Annotated in this window: 20 protein-coding genes; 8 read left to right on the top strand and 12 right to left on the bottom strand. The window is 70.6% G+C overall.

Annotated features, from left to right (window positions below):
* Positions 1–42 precede the first annotated feature (42 nt).
* Both KDH83_RS20490 and KDH83_RS20485 read left to right on the top strand, forming a co-directional pair.
* Entirely contained in the window at positions 43–1,404 is a 1,362-nt protein-coding gene (locus tag KDH83_RS20490) for an LLM class flavin-dependent oxidoreductase (RefSeq protein WP_212319276.1), read from the top strand.
* A gap of 49 nt (positions 1,405–1,453) precedes the next feature.
* Positions 1,454–2,944 (top strand): FAD/NAD(P)-binding protein, encoded by a 1,491-nt coding sequence (locus tag KDH83_RS20485; protein ID WP_212319274.1) that lies wholly within the window; start codon positions 1,454–1,456, stop codon positions 2,942–2,944.
* Here the strand turns inward: KDH83_RS20485 and KDH83_RS20480 are convergent.
* Positions 2,931–3,803 (bottom strand): helix-turn-helix domain-containing protein, encoded by an 873-nt coding sequence (locus KDH83_RS20480; protein WP_212319272.1) that lies wholly within the window; start codon positions 3,801–3,803, stop codon positions 2,931–2,933. The genes KDH83_RS20485 and KDH83_RS20480 overlap by 14 nt on opposite strands.
* Positions 3,804–4,026: 223 nt before the next feature.
* Between KDH83_RS20480 and KDH83_RS20475 the strand changes: the two genes are divergently transcribed.
* Positions 4,027–5,187, top strand: a complete 1,161-nt coding sequence (locus tag KDH83_RS20475; protein ID WP_212319270.1) for an FAD-dependent monooxygenase — start codon at positions 4,027–4,029, stop codon at positions 5,185–5,187.
* 53 nt (positions 5,188–5,240) lie between these two features.
* On the opposite strand, the gene KDH83_RS20470 is transcribed toward KDH83_RS20475, so the two are convergent.
* Together KDH83_RS20470 and KDH83_RS20465 are read right to left on the bottom strand one after the other, a co-directional pair.
* The gene (locus tag KDH83_RS20470) at positions 5,241–6,023 is read right to left on the bottom strand and encodes an alpha/beta fold hydrolase (RefSeq protein WP_212319268.1); all 783 of its coding nucleotides are present in this window, start codon (positions 6,021–6,023) and stop codon (positions 5,241–5,243) included.
* 70 nt (positions 6,024–6,093) lie between these two features.
* Positions 6,094–7,308, bottom strand: coding sequence for an MFS transporter (locus KDH83_RS20465; RefSeq protein ID WP_212319266.1), 1,215 nt, complete (start codon positions 7,306–7,308; stop codon positions 6,094–6,096).
* A gap of 156 nt (positions 7,309–7,464) precedes the next feature.
* Here KDH83_RS20465 and KDH83_RS20460 point away from each other — a divergent pair, with 156 nt between their 5' ends.
* From KDH83_RS20460 to KDH83_RS20445, 4 genes are all read left to right on the top strand, one after another.
* Positions 7,465–8,391 (top strand): LysR family transcriptional regulator, encoded by a 927-nt coding sequence (locus KDH83_RS20460; protein ID WP_212319264.1) that lies wholly within the window; start codon positions 7,465–7,467, stop codon positions 8,389–8,391.
* A gap of 17 nt (positions 8,392–8,408) precedes the next feature.
* Positions 8,409–8,687: a hypothetical protein gene (locus KDH83_RS20455; RefSeq protein WP_212319262.1), complete on the top strand. Its 279-nt coding sequence runs from the start codon at positions 8,409–8,411 to the stop codon at positions 8,685–8,687.
* Between the two features lie 286 nt (positions 8,688–8,973).
* Positions 8,974–9,396, top strand: a complete 423-nt coding sequence (locus tag KDH83_RS20450) for a tripartite tricarboxylate transporter TctB family protein (protein ID WP_103276652.1) — start codon at positions 8,974–8,976, stop codon at positions 9,394–9,396.
* Complete coding sequence (locus KDH83_RS20445; protein WP_212319260.1) at positions 9,396–10,907, top strand: tripartite tricarboxylate transporter permease; 1,512 nt, start codon at positions 9,396–9,398, stop codon at positions 10,905–10,907. Before KDH83_RS20450 ends, KDH83_RS20445 begins: the two co-directional genes overlap by 1 nt.
* Before the next feature lie 72 nt (positions 10,908–10,979).
* On the opposite strand, the gene KDH83_RS20440 is transcribed toward KDH83_RS20445, so the two are convergent.
* The 8 genes from KDH83_RS20440 to KDH83_RS20405 all read right to left on the bottom strand — a co-directional run bounded on the left by KDH83_RS20440 (position 10,980) and on the right by KDH83_RS20405 (position 18,412).
* Positions 10,980–11,423, bottom strand: a complete 444-nt coding sequence (locus KDH83_RS20440) for a hypothetical protein (protein ID WP_212319258.1) — start codon at positions 11,421–11,423, stop codon at positions 10,980–10,982.
* A gap of 60 nt (positions 11,424–11,483) precedes the next feature.
* Positions 11,484–12,938 carry an efflux transporter outer membrane subunit gene (locus KDH83_RS20435; RefSeq protein WP_212319256.1) on the bottom strand — a complete coding sequence of 485 codons (1,455 nt, stop codon included), beginning with the start codon at positions 12,936–12,938 and terminating at the stop codon, positions 11,484–11,486.
* A 10-nt stretch (positions 12,939–12,948) separates the two neighbouring features.
* A complete protein-coding gene (locus tag KDH83_RS20430) occupies positions 12,949–13,860 on the bottom strand; it encodes an HlyD family secretion protein (RefSeq protein WP_212319278.1) in 912 nt (303 codons plus the stop codon).
* Positions 13,861–13,885: 25 nt separating this feature from the next.
* Entirely contained in the window at positions 13,886–14,080 is a 195-nt protein-coding gene (locus tag KDH83_RS20425) for a DUF1656 domain-containing protein (protein ID WP_212319254.1), read from the bottom strand.
* On the bottom strand, positions 14,074–16,158 hold the full coding sequence (locus KDH83_RS20420) for an FUSC family protein (RefSeq protein ID WP_212319252.1): 2,085 nt from the start codon (positions 16,156–16,158) through the stop codon (positions 14,074–14,076). The genes KDH83_RS20425 and KDH83_RS20420 overlap by 7 nt, the downstream gene beginning before the upstream one ends.
* Positions 16,159–16,325: 167 nt before the next feature.
* Complete coding sequence (locus KDH83_RS20415) at positions 16,326–17,255, bottom strand: LysR family transcriptional regulator (protein WP_212319250.1); 930 nt, start codon at positions 17,253–17,255, stop codon at positions 16,326–16,328.
* 92 nt (positions 17,256–17,347) lie between these two features.
* Positions 17,348–17,704, bottom strand: a complete 357-nt coding sequence (locus KDH83_RS20410; protein ID WP_212319248.1) for an Hpt domain-containing protein — start codon at positions 17,702–17,704, stop codon at positions 17,348–17,350.
* A gap of 36 nt (positions 17,705–17,740) precedes the next feature.
* Entirely contained in the window at positions 17,741–18,412 is a 672-nt protein-coding gene (locus tag KDH83_RS20405) for a response regulator (RefSeq protein WP_212319246.1), read from the bottom strand.
* 120 nt (positions 18,413–18,532) lie between these two features.
* Between KDH83_RS20405 and KDH83_RS20400 the strand changes: the two genes are divergently transcribed.
* A complete protein-coding gene (locus KDH83_RS20400; protein WP_212319244.1) occupies positions 18,533–18,817 on the top strand; it encodes a hypothetical protein in 285 nt (94 codons plus the stop codon).
* 115 nt (positions 18,818–18,932) lie between these two features.
* Here KDH83_RS20400 and KDH83_RS20395 read toward each other — a convergent pair.
* Positions 18,933–19,310 (bottom strand): hypothetical protein (locus KDH83_RS20395; RefSeq protein ID WP_212319242.1); only part of this gene is annotated, 378 nt, incomplete at its 5' end.

The following is a 19,310-nucleotide window of genomic DNA, read 5'->3' as shown; positions in this document are numbered from 1 at the left end:
GCCCCACGATTCCCCCCCTCATCCGACTAGGAACTCCACGCCATGACCCGCCCCCCGCGCCAGATCAAGCTCGGCGCCTTCCTGATGCAGACCGGCCACCACATCGCCGCCTGGCGCCATCCCGACGCGCAAGCCGACGCGGCCGTGAACTTCCGCCACTACGTGGACCTGGCCCGGCGCGCCGAGGCCGCCAAGTTCGACGCCATCTTCCTGGCCGACGCAGTCGGCGTGCGCAACACCGACCTGCCCTCCCTGTCGCGCACCGCGCGCAGCGACCACTTCGAACCGCTCACGCTCCTGTCGGCGCTGGCCGCCGTCACCGAGAAGATCGGCCTGATCGCCACCGTCTCCACCACCTACAACGAGCCCTACCACGTGGCGCGCAAGTTCGCCTCGCTGGACCAGATCAGCGGCGGCCGCTCGGGCTGGAACCTGGTCACCTCCAGCGGCCAGGGCGAGGCGCAGAACTTCAACCTGGACGAACACGTGGAGCACGCGCAGCGCTATGCGCGCGCGGCCGAGTTCCACGACGTGGTGCTGGGGCTGTGGGACAGCTGGGAGGACGACGCCTTCCTGCGCGACGCCGACAGCGGCCAGTACTTCGACCCCGCCAAGCTGCATCCGCTGCATCATCGCGGCGAGCATTTCAAGGTGCGCGGCCCGCTCAACGTGGCGCGCTCGCCGCAAGGCCGTCCGGTGGTGGTGCAGGCCGGCGCCTCGCCCGCCGGCCGCGACCTGGCCGCGCGCAGCGCCGAGGTCATCTTCGTGGCCCACCAGACCTTCGACGAGGCCCAGTCCTTCTATCGCGACATCAAACGCCGCGCCGCCGGCTACGGCCGCGACCCCGAGTCCATCAAGGTCATGCCCGGCATCTTCCCCGTGGTCGGCCACAGCCAGGCGGGGGCCGACGAGAAGTTCGCCCGCCTGCAGGACCTGATCCACCCGGTGGTCGGCGTGCAACTGCTGTCGAACATGATCGGCGTGGACCTGTCGGGCCATCCGGTGGACGGGCCGCTGCCCGAGCTGCCCGAGACCAACGGCGGCCGCAGCCGCCAGCTGCTGCTGGCCGACCTGGCCCGCCGCGACGGCCTGACCATCCGCCAGCTGTACCTGAAGATCGCCGGCGCGCGCGGCCACCAGCAAGTGGTGGGCACGCCCGCGCGCATCGCCGACCAGTTGCAGCAATGGTTCGAGGAAGAAGGCGCGGACGGCTTCAACATCATGTCGCCCTGGCTGCCCGGCGGCCTGGACGATTTCATCGAACTGGTGCTGCCGGAACTGCGCCGGCGCGGCCTGTTCCGGCGCGAATACGCGGGCAGCACATTGCGCGAGCACCTGGGCCTGGCCCGGCCGGCGCACGTGCCGGCCAGCGCCCGCGCGCAACGTCCCGCCATCGCCGCCTGACGCGGACCACATGCCGGCCCACATCACTCAACCAGAACGCATCCGTCCCATGCCCAGCGATTCCACTCCCCATATCGCCATCATCGGCGGCGGCTTCGCCGGCGCCGTCACCGCGCTCAAGCTGGCCCGCGCCGCGCCCCGGCCGCTGGCCATCACCATCGTGGAAAGCCGCCCCGAACTGGGCCGCGGCATCGCCTACAGCACGCGCAACCCGGCGCACCTGATGAACGGGCCGGCGAAGAACTTCACGCTCTATCCGGACCAGCCCGAGCATCTGGCCTACTGGCTGCGCAACCAGGCCGAGCGCGACGGCTGGCGTCCGCCCGCCGGCGTGGCCTACGCCGACAGCTTCGCGCCGCGCCATCTCTATGGCGACTACGTGCAGGCGGAACTGGAGAACGCGCTGGCGCAGGCGCCGCATCCAATCGCGTTCAAGCACCTGGCCGGACGCGCGCGGGACCTGGACGGCGACGGCGCGGCGCGCTGGGCCGTGCGACTGGAGGACGGACGGCAACTGCGCGCCGACTACGTGGTGCTGGCCACGGGCCTGTTTCCGCGCACGCTCCATGAAACGGGCCTGGAGCTGGATCCCGAACTGGTCCGGCGCGGCGCGGTGATCGACGACCTGTGGTCCGAGCCGCCGCCCAAGGCGCTGGCGCGCGACCGCGACGTGCTCGTCATCGGCAGCAACCTGTCGGCGCTGGACGCCATGATCCATGCCGACAGCCACGGCTTTCGCGGCGAGTTCCACAGCGTCTCGCGGCGCGGGCTGCTGGTGGCGCCCCGGCGCGACGTGCAGCCCTGGCCGCCCTTCCTGGACCCGCAGGCCCTGCCCGCGACCCTGCGCGACCTGCTGCGCACCGTGCAGGCCGCGCGCCGCGACATCGCCAGCGCCGGCGAGGACTGGCAGCGGCTGGCCGGCGCGGTGCGGCCACACCTGCCCGCCTTGTGGACGGCGGCCAGCGCCGACGAGCGGCTGCGCTTCATCCGCCCTCTGCGCCCGTACTGGGAACTGGGACTGCACCGCGCCGCCCCGGAGTCCAACGCCTGGCTGCAGGACACGCGCCGCGCCGGCCGCTTCCGCCATCACGCAGGCCGCGTGCTGCGCCTGTCATCCGCCGCCGACGGCCGCGTCGCGGTCAGCTGGCGCGCGCGCGGCGAATCGCGTCCGCAGACCCTGCTGGTGGACCGTGTGTTCAACACGCGCGGCTTCGAGTTCGACTGGACCCGCATCGACGATGCGCTACTGCGCAATCTGCTGGGCAAGGGCCTGGCGGTGCCACACGCGACCGGCTTCGGCATCGCGGCCGATCCGGCCACCGGCGAAGTCGCGCAACGCCACGGCCAGCGGCCAGGGCTGTATGCCGTGGGCCATCCCTTGCGCGGTGTGTCCTGGGAATCCAACGCCATCGGCGAGCAGATCGCCGGCGCCACGGCGACCGTGACGGCCTTGGCGGAACAGTTGCGGACAACGGCGGAAACCGGCTTCTTCCCGCCGGCCGGAACGGGCCTGGGGCCCCAGGCCGTCAGGGCCGCATGACGTGCTCGCCCAGCAGGCGATAGAACCAGAAGGCCTCGTCCTGCGCGATGCGCGCCTCCAGGCGCGCGGGCGACAGGCCCGTCACGCGGCGCACTTCGCGGCCCAGGTGCGACTGGTCGGCGAAACCCGCGCCGCCAGCCAGCCCGGCCCAGTCGATCGCGCCGTCCCGGCGATGCGCGGACATGCGCGCCATCGCATCCTCGACCCGCGAATACAGTTGCAGGTCGCGGTGGCTCTGGCCGGTCCAGGCCTTGATGCGCCGCTGGGCCTGCCGCAGGCCCTGGCCAGCGCCTGACAGCACGGCCCTGCCGGCCAGGCCACGCAGCCAGTCGCCCAGGAAGGGCGCGGGCGCGGCCGGCCGCGCATCGCGCCATAGCGGCGCCAGCGCGTTTTCCACGCGCGCGAACGGCCTGGCGTCGGACGCCTCGAAGACAGACAGGCAGGCGTCCAGGAAGGCGCTCGACGCAACATCGGCCACGGGCACGATGCAGTCCATCAGTTCCGTGCCGCTCACGCCGGTCAGCCGCGCCAGGTCTTCCGGACGAAACGCCGCCGACAAGGCGTGCACCTGCCCGGGCGACCAGCTCGCGCGGGGCCGGCGCTGTGGTCCCGCCAGCGTCAGGCGCGGCAAGGGCGCGGACAGCGTCGGCTCGCCCGTCGCCGTCCCGGCCTCCTCGACCCGGTGCAGCGCGCCCTCGAAGATCCAGGACACCACCGCCAGCGGCGTCGCCGGGTAGTAGTTGAAACGCTCGGCGTCGGACAGCGCCAGCGCGCGCGTGTCGCGCTCCACCGCGGCAAACACGCCAGAGGCTGGCGCGATGCGCGGCAACAGCAGGCGGGATGAGGATGAGCGGGACATGGCGCGTGTCGGAGCAAGTGAGGAAAAGGGCGATGCATCTGCCGGACGCAAGCGCCCAGACGGCGCGTGCCGGACGCCGCCGCGCGCGTCGTTTCCGTTCTATACCCGGACCCGGGCCAGGAACAGAATCCTCGGCATGCGCGGCTACGCCACGGCACTGTACTGCGGCGCCGGCGTTCCCGCCAGAACCTTGCAACCGCAAGACATGCATATCGGAGTTCACATGCCCATCAAGCACGTCGCCATCGTCGGCGCCGGCATCGGCGGCCTGGCCGCCGCGCTCGCCATCCGCCAGGCCGGCCTGAGCGTCTCGGTCTACGACCAGGCCTCCCGACTGGAGCCGCTGGGTGCCAGCCTCACCCTCTGGCCCAACGCCATGCGCTGCCTGCGCGCGCTGGGCGTGGCCGAACCGCTGCTGCGCGCGGGCGCGCGGATTCTGTCCACCGAGGCGCGCTCGCTGCGCGGCGAGATGCTGGCCTGCGTGCCCATGCAGCGCTTCTACGACGAGGCCGGCGAACCCGGCATCTGCGTCACGCGCGCCGACGTGCAACGGGTGCTGCTCGACGCGCTGGGCGCGGAACACGTGACCTTGAGCCGTCGGCTGGAATCGCTGAGCCAGGACGCCGGCGGCGTGGCATTGCGCTTTCGCGACGGCGCCGAGGCGCGGGCCGACCTGCTGATCGGCGCCGACGGCCTGCGCTCCACCGTGAGACGCCTGCTGTTCGACGACGGCCCGCCACGCTACGCGGGCTATGGCGCCTGGCTGGGCCTGAGCGCCATCGACCATCCGCGCCTGGCGCGGGAAAGCGCCGTCGAGGTCTATGGCGCCGGCGAACGCCTGGGCGTGATCGACTCGGGCGGCGGCCTGTATTACTGGTACTTCATCGAGAACCGCGCGCAGCCGGTCGATGGCGTCGTCCATTGCACCTCGGGCAGCCTGCTGCCCCGGCTGGTGGACTGGCCGGACTATGCGCGCCAGCTGGCCATGTCGACGCGCGCCCGCAGCCTGCAATACCTGTCCTTCTTTCACCGGTCGGCCCGCCGCGGTCCCTGGGGCCAGGACCGCGCACTGCTGCTGGGCGACGCTATCCACCCCTATCTGCCCAACCTGGGACAAGGCGCCTGCCAGGCCATCGAGGACGCGCATGTGCTGGGCATCATGCTGGCGCAAGGGCTGGAGGATCAGTCCTTGCTGACCCGCTATCAGTCCGCGCGGGCGCGCCGCACCGCCATGCTGGGACGCGATTCGGTCAGGCTGGGGCGCTTCGCCCAGGTCGGCGGTCCCACATCGAGCCGCCTGCGCGACCTGGCGCTGCGCAGCGTGCCCGATTGGGTCCACGCGCGGCGGACGCGGCAGCAGTTCGGCATAGGCGAAACGCGCTAGGGCCTCGGTTCAAGCCCACGCGCCGCGCCCGTCTCCGGCAAGACCCGGTGCGCTCAGTCACGCGCCCTGAGCCACTGCCCCACCACGTCCAGCACCACGCGGCCCTGCTCGCGGTGCGGCACGTGGCCGCAATTCTCCAGCAGCAGGTGACGGCCGCCCGTCAGCGCGGCGATGCGCTCGGGGTGCGCGGGCGAGCCGTACTCGTCCGCTTCCCCATGCAGCGCCAGCACCGGGCAGCGCACCTGGCGCAATGCCTCGTCCAGGGTCCATTCGGTGAATTCGGGCGAAAGCCAGTTATCGACCCAGGCGCTCAGCACCCAGGCGGCTTTTTCGCCGTGGTATTTCTTCAGCCGGTCGAGCTGGCCGGGTTCGGCGAAGCCGCGCTTGGCGTCGGCCACACCCGCCACCGTGCGATCCTCGGCGAAGGCCTGCGCCGATTCGGTGATCAGCGCGCGGCAGTCCGAAGCATGGCGCGCGGCGACGTTGACGGCCATGCCGCCGCCCACGCTATGGCCGAACGCGACGAAGGGGCCGATGCCCAACGCATCGCGCAGGCGGGCGAAATCGCCGTCCGCTTCCTCTTCGATGAAGCCCCGGACCAGCGTGGCCGGATTGGGGTCCGACAAGCCGAAGCCCAGCCGGTCATAGGCAATGACCGCGCGGCCGGTTTCGCTGGCCAGCTGTTCGGGAAAATCGCGCCACAGCGCCACGCAACCCAGCGAGTCATGGAACAGCACGATGGGCGCGCCGGCCGCGCCGGCCGGATCCCAGCGCCGCGCGTAGAGGCGGCCCTTTGCGGTATCCACGTGAACATCCTGGCTTGCGATGACAGACATGTAGCGATTCCTGTGCCTGCGCGCGGACCTTCCGCGCGCCATGGCCGGATTATAGGAAACGGCGGATCGCCTAAGCGCCGCGCCCCTGGGCATGCCGGCCGCCACGTGGCCACAGCAGCGCCGCGATGGCAGGAAGCAGGCAACTCGCCGCCAGCAGCAGATTGGCCTGCAGGCCCAGCGCGTCCACCGTGGGCACGCCCAGCAGCGAACCGGCGGCGATGCCCAGGTTGAAGGCCGACACGAACCAGGCCGTCGCCGGCTCCACCGCATCCGGCGCCGCGCGCAGCATCCACAGTTGCAGCGACACCGACACGCCGCCGTAGGCCAGGCCCCAGGCCAGCAGCAGGACGCCCGCCGCCAACGGCCTGTCGCCCAGCCAGGCGTGCAGCGTCAGCACCAGGGCCAGCGCGGCGACGATGGCCAGCAGCACCGGCCGCACCCGTCGCGCCGCGCCCAGGCCGGCGACGAAGTTGCCCGCCACGCCCGCGACGCCATAGGCGAACAGCAGCGGCCCGATCCAGTCCTCGGCGAAACCGGCGCGCGTCTCCAGCAGCGGCCGCACGAAGGTATAGGCCATGAAGTGGGCGGCCACCAGTGACAGCGTGATGACGACGCCACGGCGCAATCCGGGGTTATGCAACGCGGCCATCAAGGCCGGAGCGCGCAACGAGCGGGCCGTCGGCAGGGCCGGCAGCAGCCGCGCATTCAGCGCCAGGGCCAGCAGGCACAGACCGCTCATCGCGCCGAAGGCCGCGCGCCAGCCGGCCAGCGCGCCGATGGCCGCGCCCAGCGGCACGCCCAGCACCGAGGCCACCGCCACGCCGCCGAAGATCACGGACGTGGCCAATGCCACGGCGGCCGGCGGCGCCAGGCGGCCCGCCAGCCCGCCGGCGGTGGACCAGATGCCGCCAATGCAGAAGCCCACCAGCGCGCGCGCCGCCAGCAAGGCGGGCAGGTTCGGCGCCAGCGCGCTGGCCGCGTTGGCCAGCGCCAGCGCCGCCAGCAGGACGCACAGCACGCGGCGGCGGTCCGCTCCGCCCGCCCACAGCACCGCCAGCGGCGCGCACAGCGCGGCCAGCAGCGAAGGCACGAACAGCAGCAGGCCGCCCATGCCCGTGGACATGCCCAGTTCGCCGGCGATGGGCGCCAGCAGGCCCACCGGCAGCATCTCGGACGTGACCACGCAGAATGTGCTCAGGCCGGCGGCCGCCACGGCGGGCCAGTTGGCGCGTTCGGGAGTAGCGGGAATGGAGGGAATGGCGGCGGCGGTCGTGGCGGAATTCATGTCGAATCGATGGAAAAAAACGGCGGCGCGTTGCCGGATGCCGCGCCATGCCCGGCGCGGGAAAGCGGAACCTGTCGGCCCCTGATGTGCTGTTCCAGTCTACTGATTCCATTGCGCTGATAAAGTATCTGGATTGCCAAACACTGGGGACAATCCGTGGACAATAAGACCCTGGCCGGCATCGACCACATCGGCGATCTGCGGGCCTTCGTGCGCGTGGCCGACGCCTGCAATTTCACGCTGGCCGCCGAACGCCTGGGCCTGACGCGCTCGGCCGTGGGCAAGTGCGTCGCCCGGCTGGAGGCGGGACTGGGCGTGCGCTTGTTGCACCGGAGCACCCGCAGCGTCAGCCTGAGCGACGAGGGCCGGCTGTTCTATGAACATGCCACGCGCATCCTGTCGGAAGTGGACAACGCGGCCGGCGCGATGGCGCGCCGCAAACAGGCGCCGCGCGGCCGCCTGCGCATCGACGTGCCGGTGTCGCTGGGCCGGCTGCACGTCCTGCCCCTGGTGCGCGAATACCTGGACCGCTGGCCCGAAGTCGAGGCCGAGCTGAGCTTCTCCGACGACTATTCCGACCTGGTGCGGGACGGCATCGACCTGGCCATCCGCATCGGCGGCGACGGCGACAGCCGGCTGGTGCGGCGCGTGCTGGCGCCGCACCGCCTGATCACCTGCGCGTCTCCGGCCTACCTGGCGCGTCACGGCATGCCGGCGATGCTGGATGAACTGCCGCGCCACCAGGCCCTGGCCTTCGTCCATGCCGGCGCCGTCGTGCCGTGGCGCTACTCGGCCGGCGGCGAGGAGCGCCAGCTGCATGTGGCGGGACGCCTGCGGCTGGGCAATACCGAGGCCTTGCGCGACGCCGCGCTGGCCGGCGCGGGCATCGCGCAGCTGGGCGCGTTCCTGGTCGGCGAAGACCTGCGCGCCGGCCGGCTGGTGCCGGTGTTGGAAAACATCGCGCCGCCAGGCGCGCCGGTCTGCGCCATCTATCCGCACCGGCGCCATCTGCCGCCCAAGGTGCGCCACTTGATCGACGCCATCGCCGCGCGCTGGCAACAGTCGCTCCCCTGGCCCGCCTGAACGCGCCGGACAGCAAATTGAAACGCGGCGCGCGCGTTCTGTCCGATGCGCTCGCCGCCGCGCGCATCACTGCCGCGGCGCGCGCCGGCGATTTTCTTCATCGGCTCGCGCAACGGATCAAATCACGAACGTGGATCGCGCTATTACAGATTTTCCGCGCATCAATTCAGCATCCAGACAGCAACTATTCAGCATCCAGAAAGCTTGCATTCAACCCTCAGACATCAACGGTTCAGCCGCGCGTCGGCTGGCGTTCAGCAGTCTGTTGCTTTGATGCTCTAGGTGTATACGCGTAGCCGCGTATTTCGCCACGTTCTCGACAGCCGACTGAAAGCGCCGCCCCCTAGTATCGCGCTCAGCGCAATCCAGCGCGCATGCGCGACCGCATGCTTGCCGGACACGCGCGAGCCGCCGCGCAGCACAGACATTGCGTGCATGAGCAAGCCGCACTAGACCGGCCCCATGCGCGTTGCGGCGGCAAGAAAACCAACCAGGGATAGTCGGAAGGAAAGAGGACATGAAGCTACGCGCAAGACGCCGCCCGTCGCCGGCGGCACGGACAGGGGACCGTCCGTCATGAACATGAACAATCGCAATTTCGTCAGGGGCCTGTTCCTGATCGTCTTCGCGCTGATCTTCGGCGGCGTGGCGACCACCTACCCCCTGGGCACGCTCAGCCGTTCCGGCGCCGGCATGTTCCCGCTGCTGGTCAGCGGCTGCCTCGCGCTGATCGGCCTGATCACCGTCATCCGCTCGCGCTACGTCGAGCCGGTGCCGCTGAGCTACAGCGTCAAGAACATCGCCATCATCCTGGCCAGCCTGTGCGGCTTCGTGCTGATCTCGCACTTCCTGAACATGCTGCTGGGCATCGTCTTCCTGGTGTTCTGCTCGACGCTGGCCGGCACCTCGTACTCGGTGGTGCGCAACGTCAAGATTTCGGTCGGCCTGATCGCGGTCGCCTTCGCCTTCAAACATCTCCTGGGCCTGGGGCTGCCGATACTATGATGGAAATTCTGAACAACCTCGCGTTCGGCTTCGAGCACGCGCTGACGCTGGAAAACCTGATGTACTGCGCGCTCGGCTGCACGGTCGGCACGCTGATCGGCCTGCTGCCCGGCCTGGGACCGCTGTCCACCATCAGCCTGCTGCTGCCCATCACCTACACCATACCCACCGGCGGCGCGCTCATCATGCTGGCGGGCATCTATTACGGCGCGCAGTATGGCGACAGCGTCAGCGCCATCACCATGAAGATCCCGCACGCCAGCAGCATCGTGGCGTGTATCGACGGCTACCAGATGAACCTGAAGGGCAAGACCGGGCTGGCGCTGTTCACGGCCGGCCTGTCCAGCTTCATCGGCGGCACCGTGGCCATCGTGGTGCTGTCGACCATGGCGCCGGCGCTGGGCGAAGTCGGCCTGCTGTTCGGTCCGGCCGACTACTGCGCGCTGATGCTGCTGGGCTTCTTCTGCGTCAGCTTCGTCAGCGCGGGAAGCCTGCTCAACGGCCTGGCCATGGCGCTGATCGGCATCCTGCTGGGTTCGATCGGCACCGACGTCAACAGCGGCCTGGCGCGCTACACCATGGACATGGCCTTCCTGCAGGACGGCGTGGGCCTGATCAGCATCGCGCTGGGCTGCTTCGGCATCGCCGAGATCGTCAAGAACCTGGACGCGCGCAACACGCTCACGCCCTTCAACGGCAAGATCAAGCTGCTGCCCACCTGGCCGGAATTCAAGCGCATCATTCCCAGCGCGCTGCGCGGCAGCGTCATCGGCTCGGTGCTGGGCATCCTGCCCGGCGGCGGCCCGACCATCGCGCAGTTCGCCGCCTATGCCGCCGACAAGCGCTTCAGCAAGCACCGCGAAGAGATCGGCAGCGGCGCGATCGAGGGCGTGGCCGGCCAGGCCGCGGCCGACGAGGCCGCCGCGCGCACCAGCTTCATCCCGCTCATGGCCATCGGCATTCCCGAGAACGCCGTGATGGCGCTGATGCTGGCGGCCTTCATCGTCAAGGGCATCCAGCCCGGCCCCAACATGATCGGCACCCACCCGGACCTGTTCTGGGGCCTGGTCGCCAGCATGTGGATCGGCAACTGCTTCCTGCTGATCCTGAACGTGCCGCTGGTGCGCTACTGGCTGTCGGTGTTCAAGATCCCGTACACGGTGCTGTTCCCGTCCATCCTGTTCTTCTGCTGCATCGGCACCTTCAGCATCAACAACAGCCTGGACGATATCTACATCACGGCCGTCTTCGGCGCCATCGGCTACCTGTTCATGCGCCTGGGCATGGAACCGGCGCCGCTGATGCTGGGCTTCATCCTGGGACCGATGCTGGAAGAGAACTTCCGCCGCGCCATGCTGCTCAGCCGCGGCGACTTCAGCACCTTCGTCACGCGCCCGATCAGCGGCACGCTGTTCGGCGTGATCGGCCTGATCGTGCTCTGGCAGCTGGTGTCCTTCATGCGCAACAGCCGCAAGAAGGACGCGCCGGCGCTGCAAACGCAGGAAGAGTGATCGTCTCTCCGAAGGCCGCGCCGGACGCCTTGGCGTCCGGCGTCCTGGCGGCAGGCCGGCGCGGCGGCCCGCTCAGCTGATGTTCTCCCACCCCTCCAGGCTTTCCCGGCGCGGCAACGACGGATACGTCAACCGGCGCGTCAGCGCCACCGCCTCGTCCAGCGTGGCCACGGCCTCGTGGGGAATGCCGAAGGCCTTGACCGCCACCTCGCCGTGCTGCGCGGCCTGCTCGCGCCGGCCGGCATCGGGCTCCACGCTGATCAGCGCCTTGCAATAGCGCGCCAGCCGCTCCTTGTTCTGCTTGAGCCAGACCGCGCGATGACGGCGGTCCTCGGTGGATTCGTCGGCGCGCAGCTCCACATAGGCCACCGAAAAGGGCTGGCCATGGCGCAGCAGCGCGAGCATCTCCGCTTCCCATTGCGGCGCATAGCCGGCCCGCGCGGCCTCCTGGTCGAACACGCACAGCGGAAAACGGCTGACGTCGTGGATCTTGAAATCATCGGGGTTGAGCTTCATCGGGATCTCCAGTGAAAGCGCGGCGCGGGTCGGACCCGCGCCGCGAGGACTTGTTTGCCATCAGCTGCCATCGGCGCCGGACACAGGCGCGGCTTGCGCCTCCCAGCCCGCGCCCAGCGCCTTGTACAGGCCGATCGCGTGCCGGCTGCGAGCCAGCGCGTTCAAGGCCAGTTCATCGCGCGCGCGATAGGTGGCCTGCTGCGCGGCCAGCACCGGCAGATAGCCGATCAGCCCGCTGCGGTACAGCCGCGTCGCGCGGTCCTGGGCGGCCAGGCTGTCGCGCACGGCAGCCGACAGATGGGCCTGGCGCTCGCGCTCGGCGTTCAAGCCGGCCAGCGCGTCCTCCACGTCCTGGAAGGCCCGCCGCACGCTGTGTTCATAGGCCAGGCGCTGCGCCTGGGCGCCGGCCTGCGCCGCGCGCTGTCCCGCCTCGGCCCGCCCGCCGTCGTACAGCGACTGACTGGCGCCGGCGCCGACCGACCAGGCCACGCTGGCGCGCGAGAACAGATCGCCGACCAGGCTGGCCGCGCTGCCCAGGCCCAGCGGAATGACGAAGCGCGGAAAGCGTTCAGCGGCGGCCACGCCGACCCGCGCCGTAGCGGCGGCCAGCCGGCGCTCCGCGGCCCGTATATCGGGCCGGCTGCGCAACATCTCGGAAGGCAGGCCGGACGGCAGGGGCGGCGGCTCGGGCATGCGCGCCGGGCCTTGCGCCAGCGCGTCCTTCAGTTCGCCGGGAAAACCGCCCGTCAACACGCCGATCGCATGCGCCAGCCGGGCCTGCTCCTCGCGCAGCGCCGGCAGGCGGGCCTGCCCCAGTTCCAGCTCCGCGCGCGCCTGGGCCGCCTCCACGGCCGTGCCCAGGCCGCGCTCGTAACGCGTCTGCGCCAGCCGCCGCGCGGTGTCCAGCGAGGCCACCGTGTCGAGCGCGATCCGCTGCCGCTCCTGGGCCGAGCGCAGCGCCACGTAGCTGGAGGCCAGTTCGGCCAGCAGGCTGACGCGCAGCGCCCGGCCCTCCTCTTCCTCGGCCTGCGCCTGCGCATCGGCGGCCTCCAGCGCGCGGCGGCGGCCGCCAAACACGTCGATCTCCCAACTGGCGTCCAATGCCAATCGATAGGTCCGGGTTTCGCCCAGGCCCGGCGGATAGCGCAGGGCCGTGGACGAGCGCGAAGCAGCCGCCTCGGCGCCCGCGCCCGCCTCGGGCCCCAGGCGGCTGGCGGCCTGGTCGCGCTCGGCGCGCGCCTGCAACAGGCGCTGGCGCGCGATCGCCAGGTCCTGGTTGCGCGCCAGCGCCTGCGCCACCAGCTGGTCCAGCAAGGGATCCTGGAACGCGCGCCACCAATGGACCGGATCCGAGGCGCTGCCGGCGCCCGGCAGCGGCGTGCTCCAGGCATCGGGATGATCTGCCGCAGGCGGTGCGTAGTCCGGCCCCACCGCCGCGCAGGCCGCCAGCGCCAGGCACAAAGCGGCGGCGACGAGCCGGCGCGCGAACGCATGAGGGAAGTTCGGTTGCGTCATCGCCCGTCTCCTACATCAGCGCGCGCAGCCAGTCCGCCAGCAGGCCGCGCGCCACGCGCGGCTGCCCCGGCTCGCCCACATCCACGCTGCACGTCATGCCGGCGGCCAGCAGCACGCCCTCGGGCACCTGCTCGATCTCGATGCGCACGGGAATCCGTTGCGCCAGCCGCACCCAGCTGAAACTCGGATTGACCGCCGGCAGGCCGTGATCGCCCACGCCGTCGTTTTCGTCGGCGATGCCCCGGCCTATGGACGCCACGCGGCCAGTCAGCGGGGACTCGAAGCCCATCAGCCGGATCCGCGCCGGCGCGCCGAGCTGGATCCGGCGCAGCTTGGTTTCCTCGAAATAGCCGGTGATCCAGAAGCTGCCGCCGTCCAGGATCGTCAGGTCCGGCTTGCCGGCCACGGCATAGTCGCCCCGGCGCAGGCGCAAATGGGTGATGTAACCGTCGACCGGCGCGCGCAGCACGCTGCGCTCCAGGTCCAGCTCGGCGGACGCCAGCGCCGCCCGCGCGCCGCGCAACTCGGCCTGGGCGATGGCCACGGTGCGCCCCGCGCGCCGGATGTCCTCCTGGGGCACGATGTCGTCGAGCCCTGCCCGGCGCCGCGCCTCCTCGGCGCGCTGGCGCAGCGTTTCCTCGGCGGCGGCCAGATGCGCACGCGCCTGCTCCACCGCCAGTTCGAAGCGCCGGGGATCGATGCGATACAGCACGTCGCCACGGCGCACGCGCTGGTTGTCGTCCACCGCGACCTCGGCCACCGTGCCGGACACTTCCGGCGCGATGCGCACCGAATGCGCGCTGACGCGTCCGTCCCGGGTCCAGGGCGCCAGCACATAGGCGTTCCAGAGCGCGGCGACCAGCAGGCCCGCCGCGGCGACGACGGCCAGGGTCAGCAGGATCCGGAGGAATTTCTTCAACATCAGGGGCATGGCAATCATCTTTGGATCAGACATAGAGAAGCAGCGCCGACGCCAGCGCCGCCGACACGGCGATCTCGAACAGCGCCGGATGCCACACGCGGCGGGACAGGCCGCTGCGCGCCAGCAGCGCGCGCACCAGCCAGCAGGCCGGCGCGGCGGCGACGGCGTAGACGAACAAGGGCGGCACGTAGATGCCGGCCACGGCGAACTCGCTCAACATGCCTGGGGCTCCCGTGGTGTTTCCGCGTCGAAGTACACGGCATGCGCGCGCGCCAGTGCATGGATGTCGGCGAACGCGGCCATGACCTTCTGCACCTGCGCGCGCTGCGGCGACGCCGCGTCGGCATGGCGCGCCAGCAGCCGCGCCGTGCGTTTCGCGTGGACCGCCGCGCGCGAGGGCGGACCCGGCTGCCGGGCCAGCCGTTCCAGGCCCTGCATGGCCGCGTGCTGCGCGCCGTCGGGCAGTTCGCGGCGGCGCAGCGCGCGCCGGATGCGCAGCACCTCGCGGCCCAGATGCATCGCGGCAAGGCTCTGCGCCAGCGCCTCGGACAGGAGGGCCGGCCGGCTCTTGAGCAGCGCGCCCAGCTGGGCCACCCGGTGCTGCTGGCGTTGCTGCCAGGCCTCGGGCCGCGCGTGGCCGCCGCGCAGCAGCGCCAGCGCCTCGTCGCGCACCGTGGCCCGCAACCGGGCGAGTTCGCGCGCCGGATCGCGCGGCAGGATCAGGCGGAACGCCAGCAGCGCGAAGATCGTCGCCAGCACCCAGGCCGCCGCGTAGTTCAGGAACGCAGGCAGGCCGTAGTGCATGGGATTGCTGGCCGCCGTCAGCGTATTGAAGGCCACCAGATAGGCCAGCCCCGCCAGCGCCGTGGCCGGCGCGCCGGTGGCGTAGACGCCCGGCAGCCAGAACGCGGCCAGGACCAGGACCAGCAAGGGAAATCCGTCGATCAGCGGCAGCACGCCAAAGGCGCAGAAGGCGGCCGCCGGCACCGCCCACAAGGTGCCGCGGACAAAGGCGCGCGCGCCGGCGACCGGGTCGGGCGCGGTCGCCAGCAGCGCGCAATAGGGCGCCAGCACCAGCAGCATCATGTCACCGTGGGGCCAGCCCGTGCCCAGCCAGAACAGGCCGGCCAGCACGATGGCCAGCATGGAACGCAGGCCATTGCGCAACGCCCCGCCATAGTCGCGGTGAAAGCGGACCGGCACGACGCCGCCGCTTGCGCCGGCCGACGCTCGCGCCAAGGCCTGCAGTCCCGCCAACGCATCCAGGTAGGCGTCGATCTGCTCGAGCAGCCGGTCGGCGCCGATCAGCAAGTCGGCTTCCGCCTGGGCGTCCGGCAGCGGGATCGCCGTCGCCGCCGCCGCGCAAGCGCCGCGCGCGTCCTCCAGGATGCGCCGCGCGGCGAACGCCCCCGCCGCGCCTCCATCCAACGCCCGGGCGGCCTCGTTCCAGGCCCGCGCCAGCGGTTCCCGCAGCGTCGCCAGGGCCTGGGCGGCGGCGCCGGGCGGCAGGGTCTCGCCCGCTCCGACCAGCGCGCCGAACAAGGCCGCCATGCCGTTGCGCACGGCGGCGGCGCGCCGCGCCAGCTCATCGGATTCGGCCTTGCCCAGGGCCAGCAGGTCGTCCACGCCGTAGATCTCGCCCACCAGCCCCTGGCGAACGCGCTCGCCGTCAGGCGCCGGAATGGCGCGCGCCACCCGCGCGGCCAGGCCGGCATACGCCGCCTCCAGCCGGGCGCGCACGCCGCGCCGGCTCAGCAGCGCGGCGACCAGCGTCAGGCAGGCCACGCCCACGGCCACGGTGGAGCCGCGCGCCATCACATGCTCGAAGGTGCGCTCGGGGTGGCCCATCGCGCCGTAAGTGGCCAGGCCGATGGTATAGCCGGCCACCACCACGCCGGAGGCGCGGAAATGGCGCAGTACCGTCATGCCCGCCACGCACAGGCCCAGCCAGGCGCCGAAGCCCAGGATGAACAGCAGCGGCATCTGTCCGGCCGCCGCCATCAGCGCGAAGGCGGCCAGCATGCCGATCAGCGTGCCGATGAAGCGCCACATGCCCTTGCCGATCACCGCGCCCTGGTTGGGATTGATCACCAGCAGCACGGTCGAGGCCGCCGAGTATGGCGACTCCAGCTCCAGCAGGTAGGCCACGCCCAGCGCCAGCGCCGCCGCCAGCAGCGAGCGCGCGACATAGGCGGCGCGCGGCGTGGCGATGTCCAGCCGCTGCAGCAGCGTCCAGGCGCGCGAGACGGCGCCCGGCCAGGCCGGGGGTTGCGGCCGCGTATCCTGTGCCGTGGACATGTTCCGTCGCTCCTCTGTTGCTGCGATGGAAAAAGTCTACGGAGGCGCCCGGGCGCGGAGAAGTCGAGATTTCGCACGCCAGCAATGCGCGCGGCGCATGCATGCGCCGCGACATTCCAGCCGTGGCGGCGCGGCGCCACGCAGGCCGGGCGGATGCCCGGCCCGCGTCAGCGCGCGGGATCGGGCCCGGCCTCGCCCCGGTCGGCGGCGGTCAGCTCGCGTATCGCGCGGCGCAGCCATTGATGCGCCGGCGCCATCTGGTGGCGCGGATGCCAGGCCTGGGTGATCAGCACGCCGTCCAGCGCCAGCGGCAGCTCGAAGGCGCGGATCTTCATGCCCATGCGCAAGGCCTGCCGCGCCAGCGGTTCCGGCAGCGGCAGGATCAGGTCGGAGCCTTGCAGCGCCAGCAGCGCGCTGCTGGCGGTGGGCACGACCAGCGCCACGTGCCGGTCCAGGCCCAGGCGGGCCAGCGCGTCGTCGATCGGCCCCTGCGTCTTGCCCCGGCGCGAGACGCCGATATGGCCCCAGCGCGCCACGCGGCGCGGCGTGATCTCGTCCTTGAACAGGGGATGGTCCTCGCAGGCCACGCCCACCACCCTGACGGAAAACAGCGGCTGCACGCGGATCTCGTGCCCCAGCGGGCGGGAGGCGCTGATGAACAGGTCCACGCGGCCGCTGCGCAGCGCGTCGTCGTCCAGGTCGTCCTCTTCCGGCGCGAAGCACAGCGTGGCGCGCGGCATGGCCTGCTGCATCGCGTCCAGCAGGCGGCCCGCATGGATGCCGATGAAGATATCGTTGGCGCGCACGTTGAAGCGCGCGTCCAGCAGTTTCAGGTCCACCTGTTCCCCGGGTGCCAGCAGGCCGGCGGCGCCCTGGAGCGTGCCCTTGATCTGCTGGTGCAGCTCAAGCGCGCGCGGCGTGGGCACCAGCTGGCGGCCCGACTGCACGAAAATGGGGTCGCCAGTGGTTTCGCGTATCCGCGCCAGCGTCCGGCTCATGGCGGGCGCGCTCAGATGCATGCGCCGGGCGGCAGCCACCACGCTGCCTTCGTCCAGCAGCGCCTCCAGCGCATACAACAGGTTCAGATCGGGTCGCATCGGGCGGGCTCGCTTGCGGGTTGGCGGATATCCTGACAGCGGCGATTATGGAACACCCGGCGCTCTCGTGCAGGCCGCCGGGGCGGCGGCGCTCAGGACGACACGTCGTCGCCCAGGTCGGCCGGCAGGGCATCCAGCGTTTCCATGAGTTCGGCGCGCAGGGCCGGCCAGAGCCCGGCGAACACCTCGATGCCTTCCTCGCGCAACACGTGCTGCAGGCCCTTGCACAACTGGGCCAGTTCGACGCTGCCCAGCGACAGCAGCCCGCCGCACAGCGCGTGCAGTTCGCGCCATATGGCTTCCGGATCATGCGTGATCAGGGCGCGGCTGATCACACCGCAGGACGCGTCGGTGGCCTTGCGCATCGCCACCAGGACGGCCTTGGGAAAAACGTTGGCGCGCGCGCTCCTGTCGCGGGAGCTGGCGCTGCTGTCCTCGTCGGCGTCCATGCCTGTCTCCATGCGTCGGCGCGCCCGGTCGCGGCCTCAGCCGTCGGTCCGGATATCTGCCAGGCCTTCCACGTCCAACCCCTCGACCGTCTCGCGATAGCGGATCAGGTCGGCATCGCGGGTGATGCCCAGCTTGCGCATGGCGGCCAGCTTCTGCGCGCTGATGGTCTTCTTGCTGCGGTGGAGTTTTTCGGCGATTTCGGTCACCTTATAGCCCTCGCGGAACAGGCGGACGATCTCGGACTCGCGTTTGGACAGGTTCGACGCGGCGCCGGAGCCGGGCCTGCGCAGCAGTTCCACGACGGTCGGAGACAAGTACTGCCCCTGGGTCACGGCGGCATGCACCGCGGCCACCAGATGCGACATCGCGTCCGACTTGCTGACCACGCACTGCACGCCGATCTTTTGCATGGCGCGGAACACGGGAGGCGAATCCAGCATGGTCATGGTCACGATGCGCAGCTGCGGGTAGCGGCGGGCCAGATAGGCAAGCAGCGTCAGGCCGTCGCCGTACTGCTGTCCCGGCATCACGTAGTCCAGCACCACCACGTCGTAGCTGCCGGCGTCCAGCTTCATGATCAGCTCGGTGGTGTTGGAGACCACCGCGCCGACCTGGATGGTCGGCACCGCCGCCAGGGTCTGCGCGATGCCATGCCCGGTGACGGGATGGTCGTCCGCGATGATGACGCTTACTCCGAATTCGTTCATTGATCCCCCCAACGCCAACGAGCAGGCGTTTCCCTCTATACCTGGCCGCGCGTCATGCGCGGCCATCCAGTGCGCTTCGAAACATCTTGCCTTCCGCATCGAGGCGTCGCCGTCCGGAAGATGCGCGTCCGCGACGGGCCTCGCCTTCATCGCGCAGCATCCGCCCGCGAGCGCGGCTCGCCGGATTATCCGGCATTCCGGCGCGTGGCGGAATGCCGTCGCGGCGGGATCACGGGCGTGGCGCGATGCCTGCTCGCGCGCGCCGTTGCCATCGGCAGGAACCTGCATGGCGGCGGGCTCGTAACTGGCGCCATGCGGCTCGAAGCATTCCGTCAGAGCGCGCCGAAATCGCAAGAAGGCATGATCGACGCGCGGTTCATCCGCGCCGCCGGGAGTATCTGTTGACGGCCCGAGCCCGAAAAAAAGGCCCGATGCGGGGCCCTGTATTTCCAACGCCATGCACCAAGCCTCTGTCGGATTAACTGTGAACAAGTGTAGGAACTATCCGACTTTGCTTACATCAGACGAAGACCGAATCAAGCTTAGGTTTAATAAGACTAGTCTCATTAAATTGGGCGGAAATGTCGGTCGAGAACATGAGATTCCGATCATCTGGCCCAGGATTTTTCCTATTTTTTGGACTTAGGCCTATGCCTTGGGTCATTCGATCCTGGCTTGCGGCGTTGCATCCTGTCGCACTCGTCCCGCCCTCTCCGGGATTCGATCCACCCCATGCCGGATGTGCACCCGGTGCCGCCGCCCTGCGCTCGCGCCCGCCGCCTGGCGCCGGCCGCAAGCGCCGCCCCCTCTTTTCATTCATTTGAACCAGCGATTTGATTAATTCATTTGAATGAACTATTCTGAATGCTCCAACCACTACGAAGGAGCACCCCATGCC

Source organism: Achromobacter sp. Marseille-Q0513 (assembly GCF_018195695.1).
In the GTDB taxonomy this organism is placed as follows: domain Bacteria; phylum Pseudomonadota; class Gammaproteobacteria; order Burkholderiales; family Burkholderiaceae_B; genus Achromobacter.
The sequence above is the reverse complement of the archived record's forward strand: the minus strand, read 5'-3'. Positions and strand labels throughout refer to the sequence as shown.

Excerpts from the sequence above, each read along its gene's own strand:
- KDH83_RS20405 (WP_212319246.1), bottom strand. The coding sequence starts at position 18,412 with ATGAACGAATTCGGAGTAAGCGTCATCATCGCGGACGACCATCCCGTC.
- KDH83_RS20415 (WP_212319250.1), bottom strand. The coding sequence starts at position 17,255 with ATGCGACCCGATCTGAACCTGTTGTATGCGCTGGAGGCGCTGCTGGAC.
- KDH83_RS20410 (WP_212319248.1), bottom strand. The coding sequence starts at position 17,704 with ATGGACGCCGACGAGGACAGCAGCGCCAGCTCCCGCGACAGGAGCGCG.
- KDH83_RS20450 (WP_103276652.1), top strand. The coding sequence starts at position 8,974 with ATGAACAATCGCAATTTCGTCAGGGGCCTGTTCCTGATCGTCTTCGCG.
- KDH83_RS20470 (WP_212319268.1), bottom strand. The coding sequence starts at position 6,023 with ATGTCTGTCATCGCAAGCCAGGATGTTCACGTGGATACCGCAAAGGGC.
- KDH83_RS20465 (WP_212319266.1), bottom strand. The coding sequence starts at position 7,308 with ATGAATTCCGCCACGACCGCCGCCGCCATTCCCTCCATTCCCGCTACT.
- KDH83_RS20475 (WP_212319270.1), top strand. The coding sequence starts at position 4,027 with ATGCCCATCAAGCACGTCGCCATCGTCGGCGCCGGCATCGGCGGCCTG.
- KDH83_RS20490 (WP_212319276.1), top strand. The coding sequence starts at position 43 with ATGACCCGCCCCCCGCGCCAGATCAAGCTCGGCGCCTTCCTGATGCAG.
- KDH83_RS20485 (WP_212319274.1), top strand. The coding sequence starts at position 1,454 with ATGCCCAGCGATTCCACTCCCCATATCGCCATCATCGGCGGCGGCTTC.
- KDH83_RS20400 (WP_212319244.1), top strand. The coding sequence starts at position 18,533 with ATGCGCGTCCGCGACGGGCCTCGCCTTCATCGCGCAGCATCCGCCCGC.
- KDH83_RS20445 (WP_212319260.1), top strand. The coding sequence starts at position 9,396 with ATGGAAATTCTGAACAACCTCGCGTTCGGCTTCGAGCACGCGCTGACG.
- KDH83_RS20425 (WP_212319254.1), bottom strand. The coding sequence starts at position 14,080 with ATGTTGAGCGAGTTCGCCGTGGCCGGCATCTACGTGCCGCCCTTGTTC.
- KDH83_RS20420 (WP_212319252.1), bottom strand. The coding sequence starts at position 16,158 with ATGTCCACGGCACAGGATACGCGGCCGCAACCCCCGGCCTGGCCGGGC.
- KDH83_RS20480 (WP_212319272.1), bottom strand. The coding sequence starts at position 3,803 with ATGTCCCGCTCATCCTCATCCCGCCTGCTGTTGCCGCGCATCGCGCCA.
- KDH83_RS20435 (WP_212319256.1), bottom strand. The coding sequence starts at position 12,938 with ATGACGCAACCGAACTTCCCTCATGCGTTCGCGCGCCGGCTCGTCGCC.
- KDH83_RS20440 (WP_212319258.1), bottom strand. The coding sequence starts at position 11,423 with ATGAAGCTCAACCCCGATGATTTCAAGATCCACGACGTCAGCCGTTTT.
- KDH83_RS20430 (WP_212319278.1), bottom strand. The coding sequence starts at position 13,860 with ATGTTGAAGAAATTCCTCCGGATCCTGCTGACCCTGGCCGTCGTCGCC.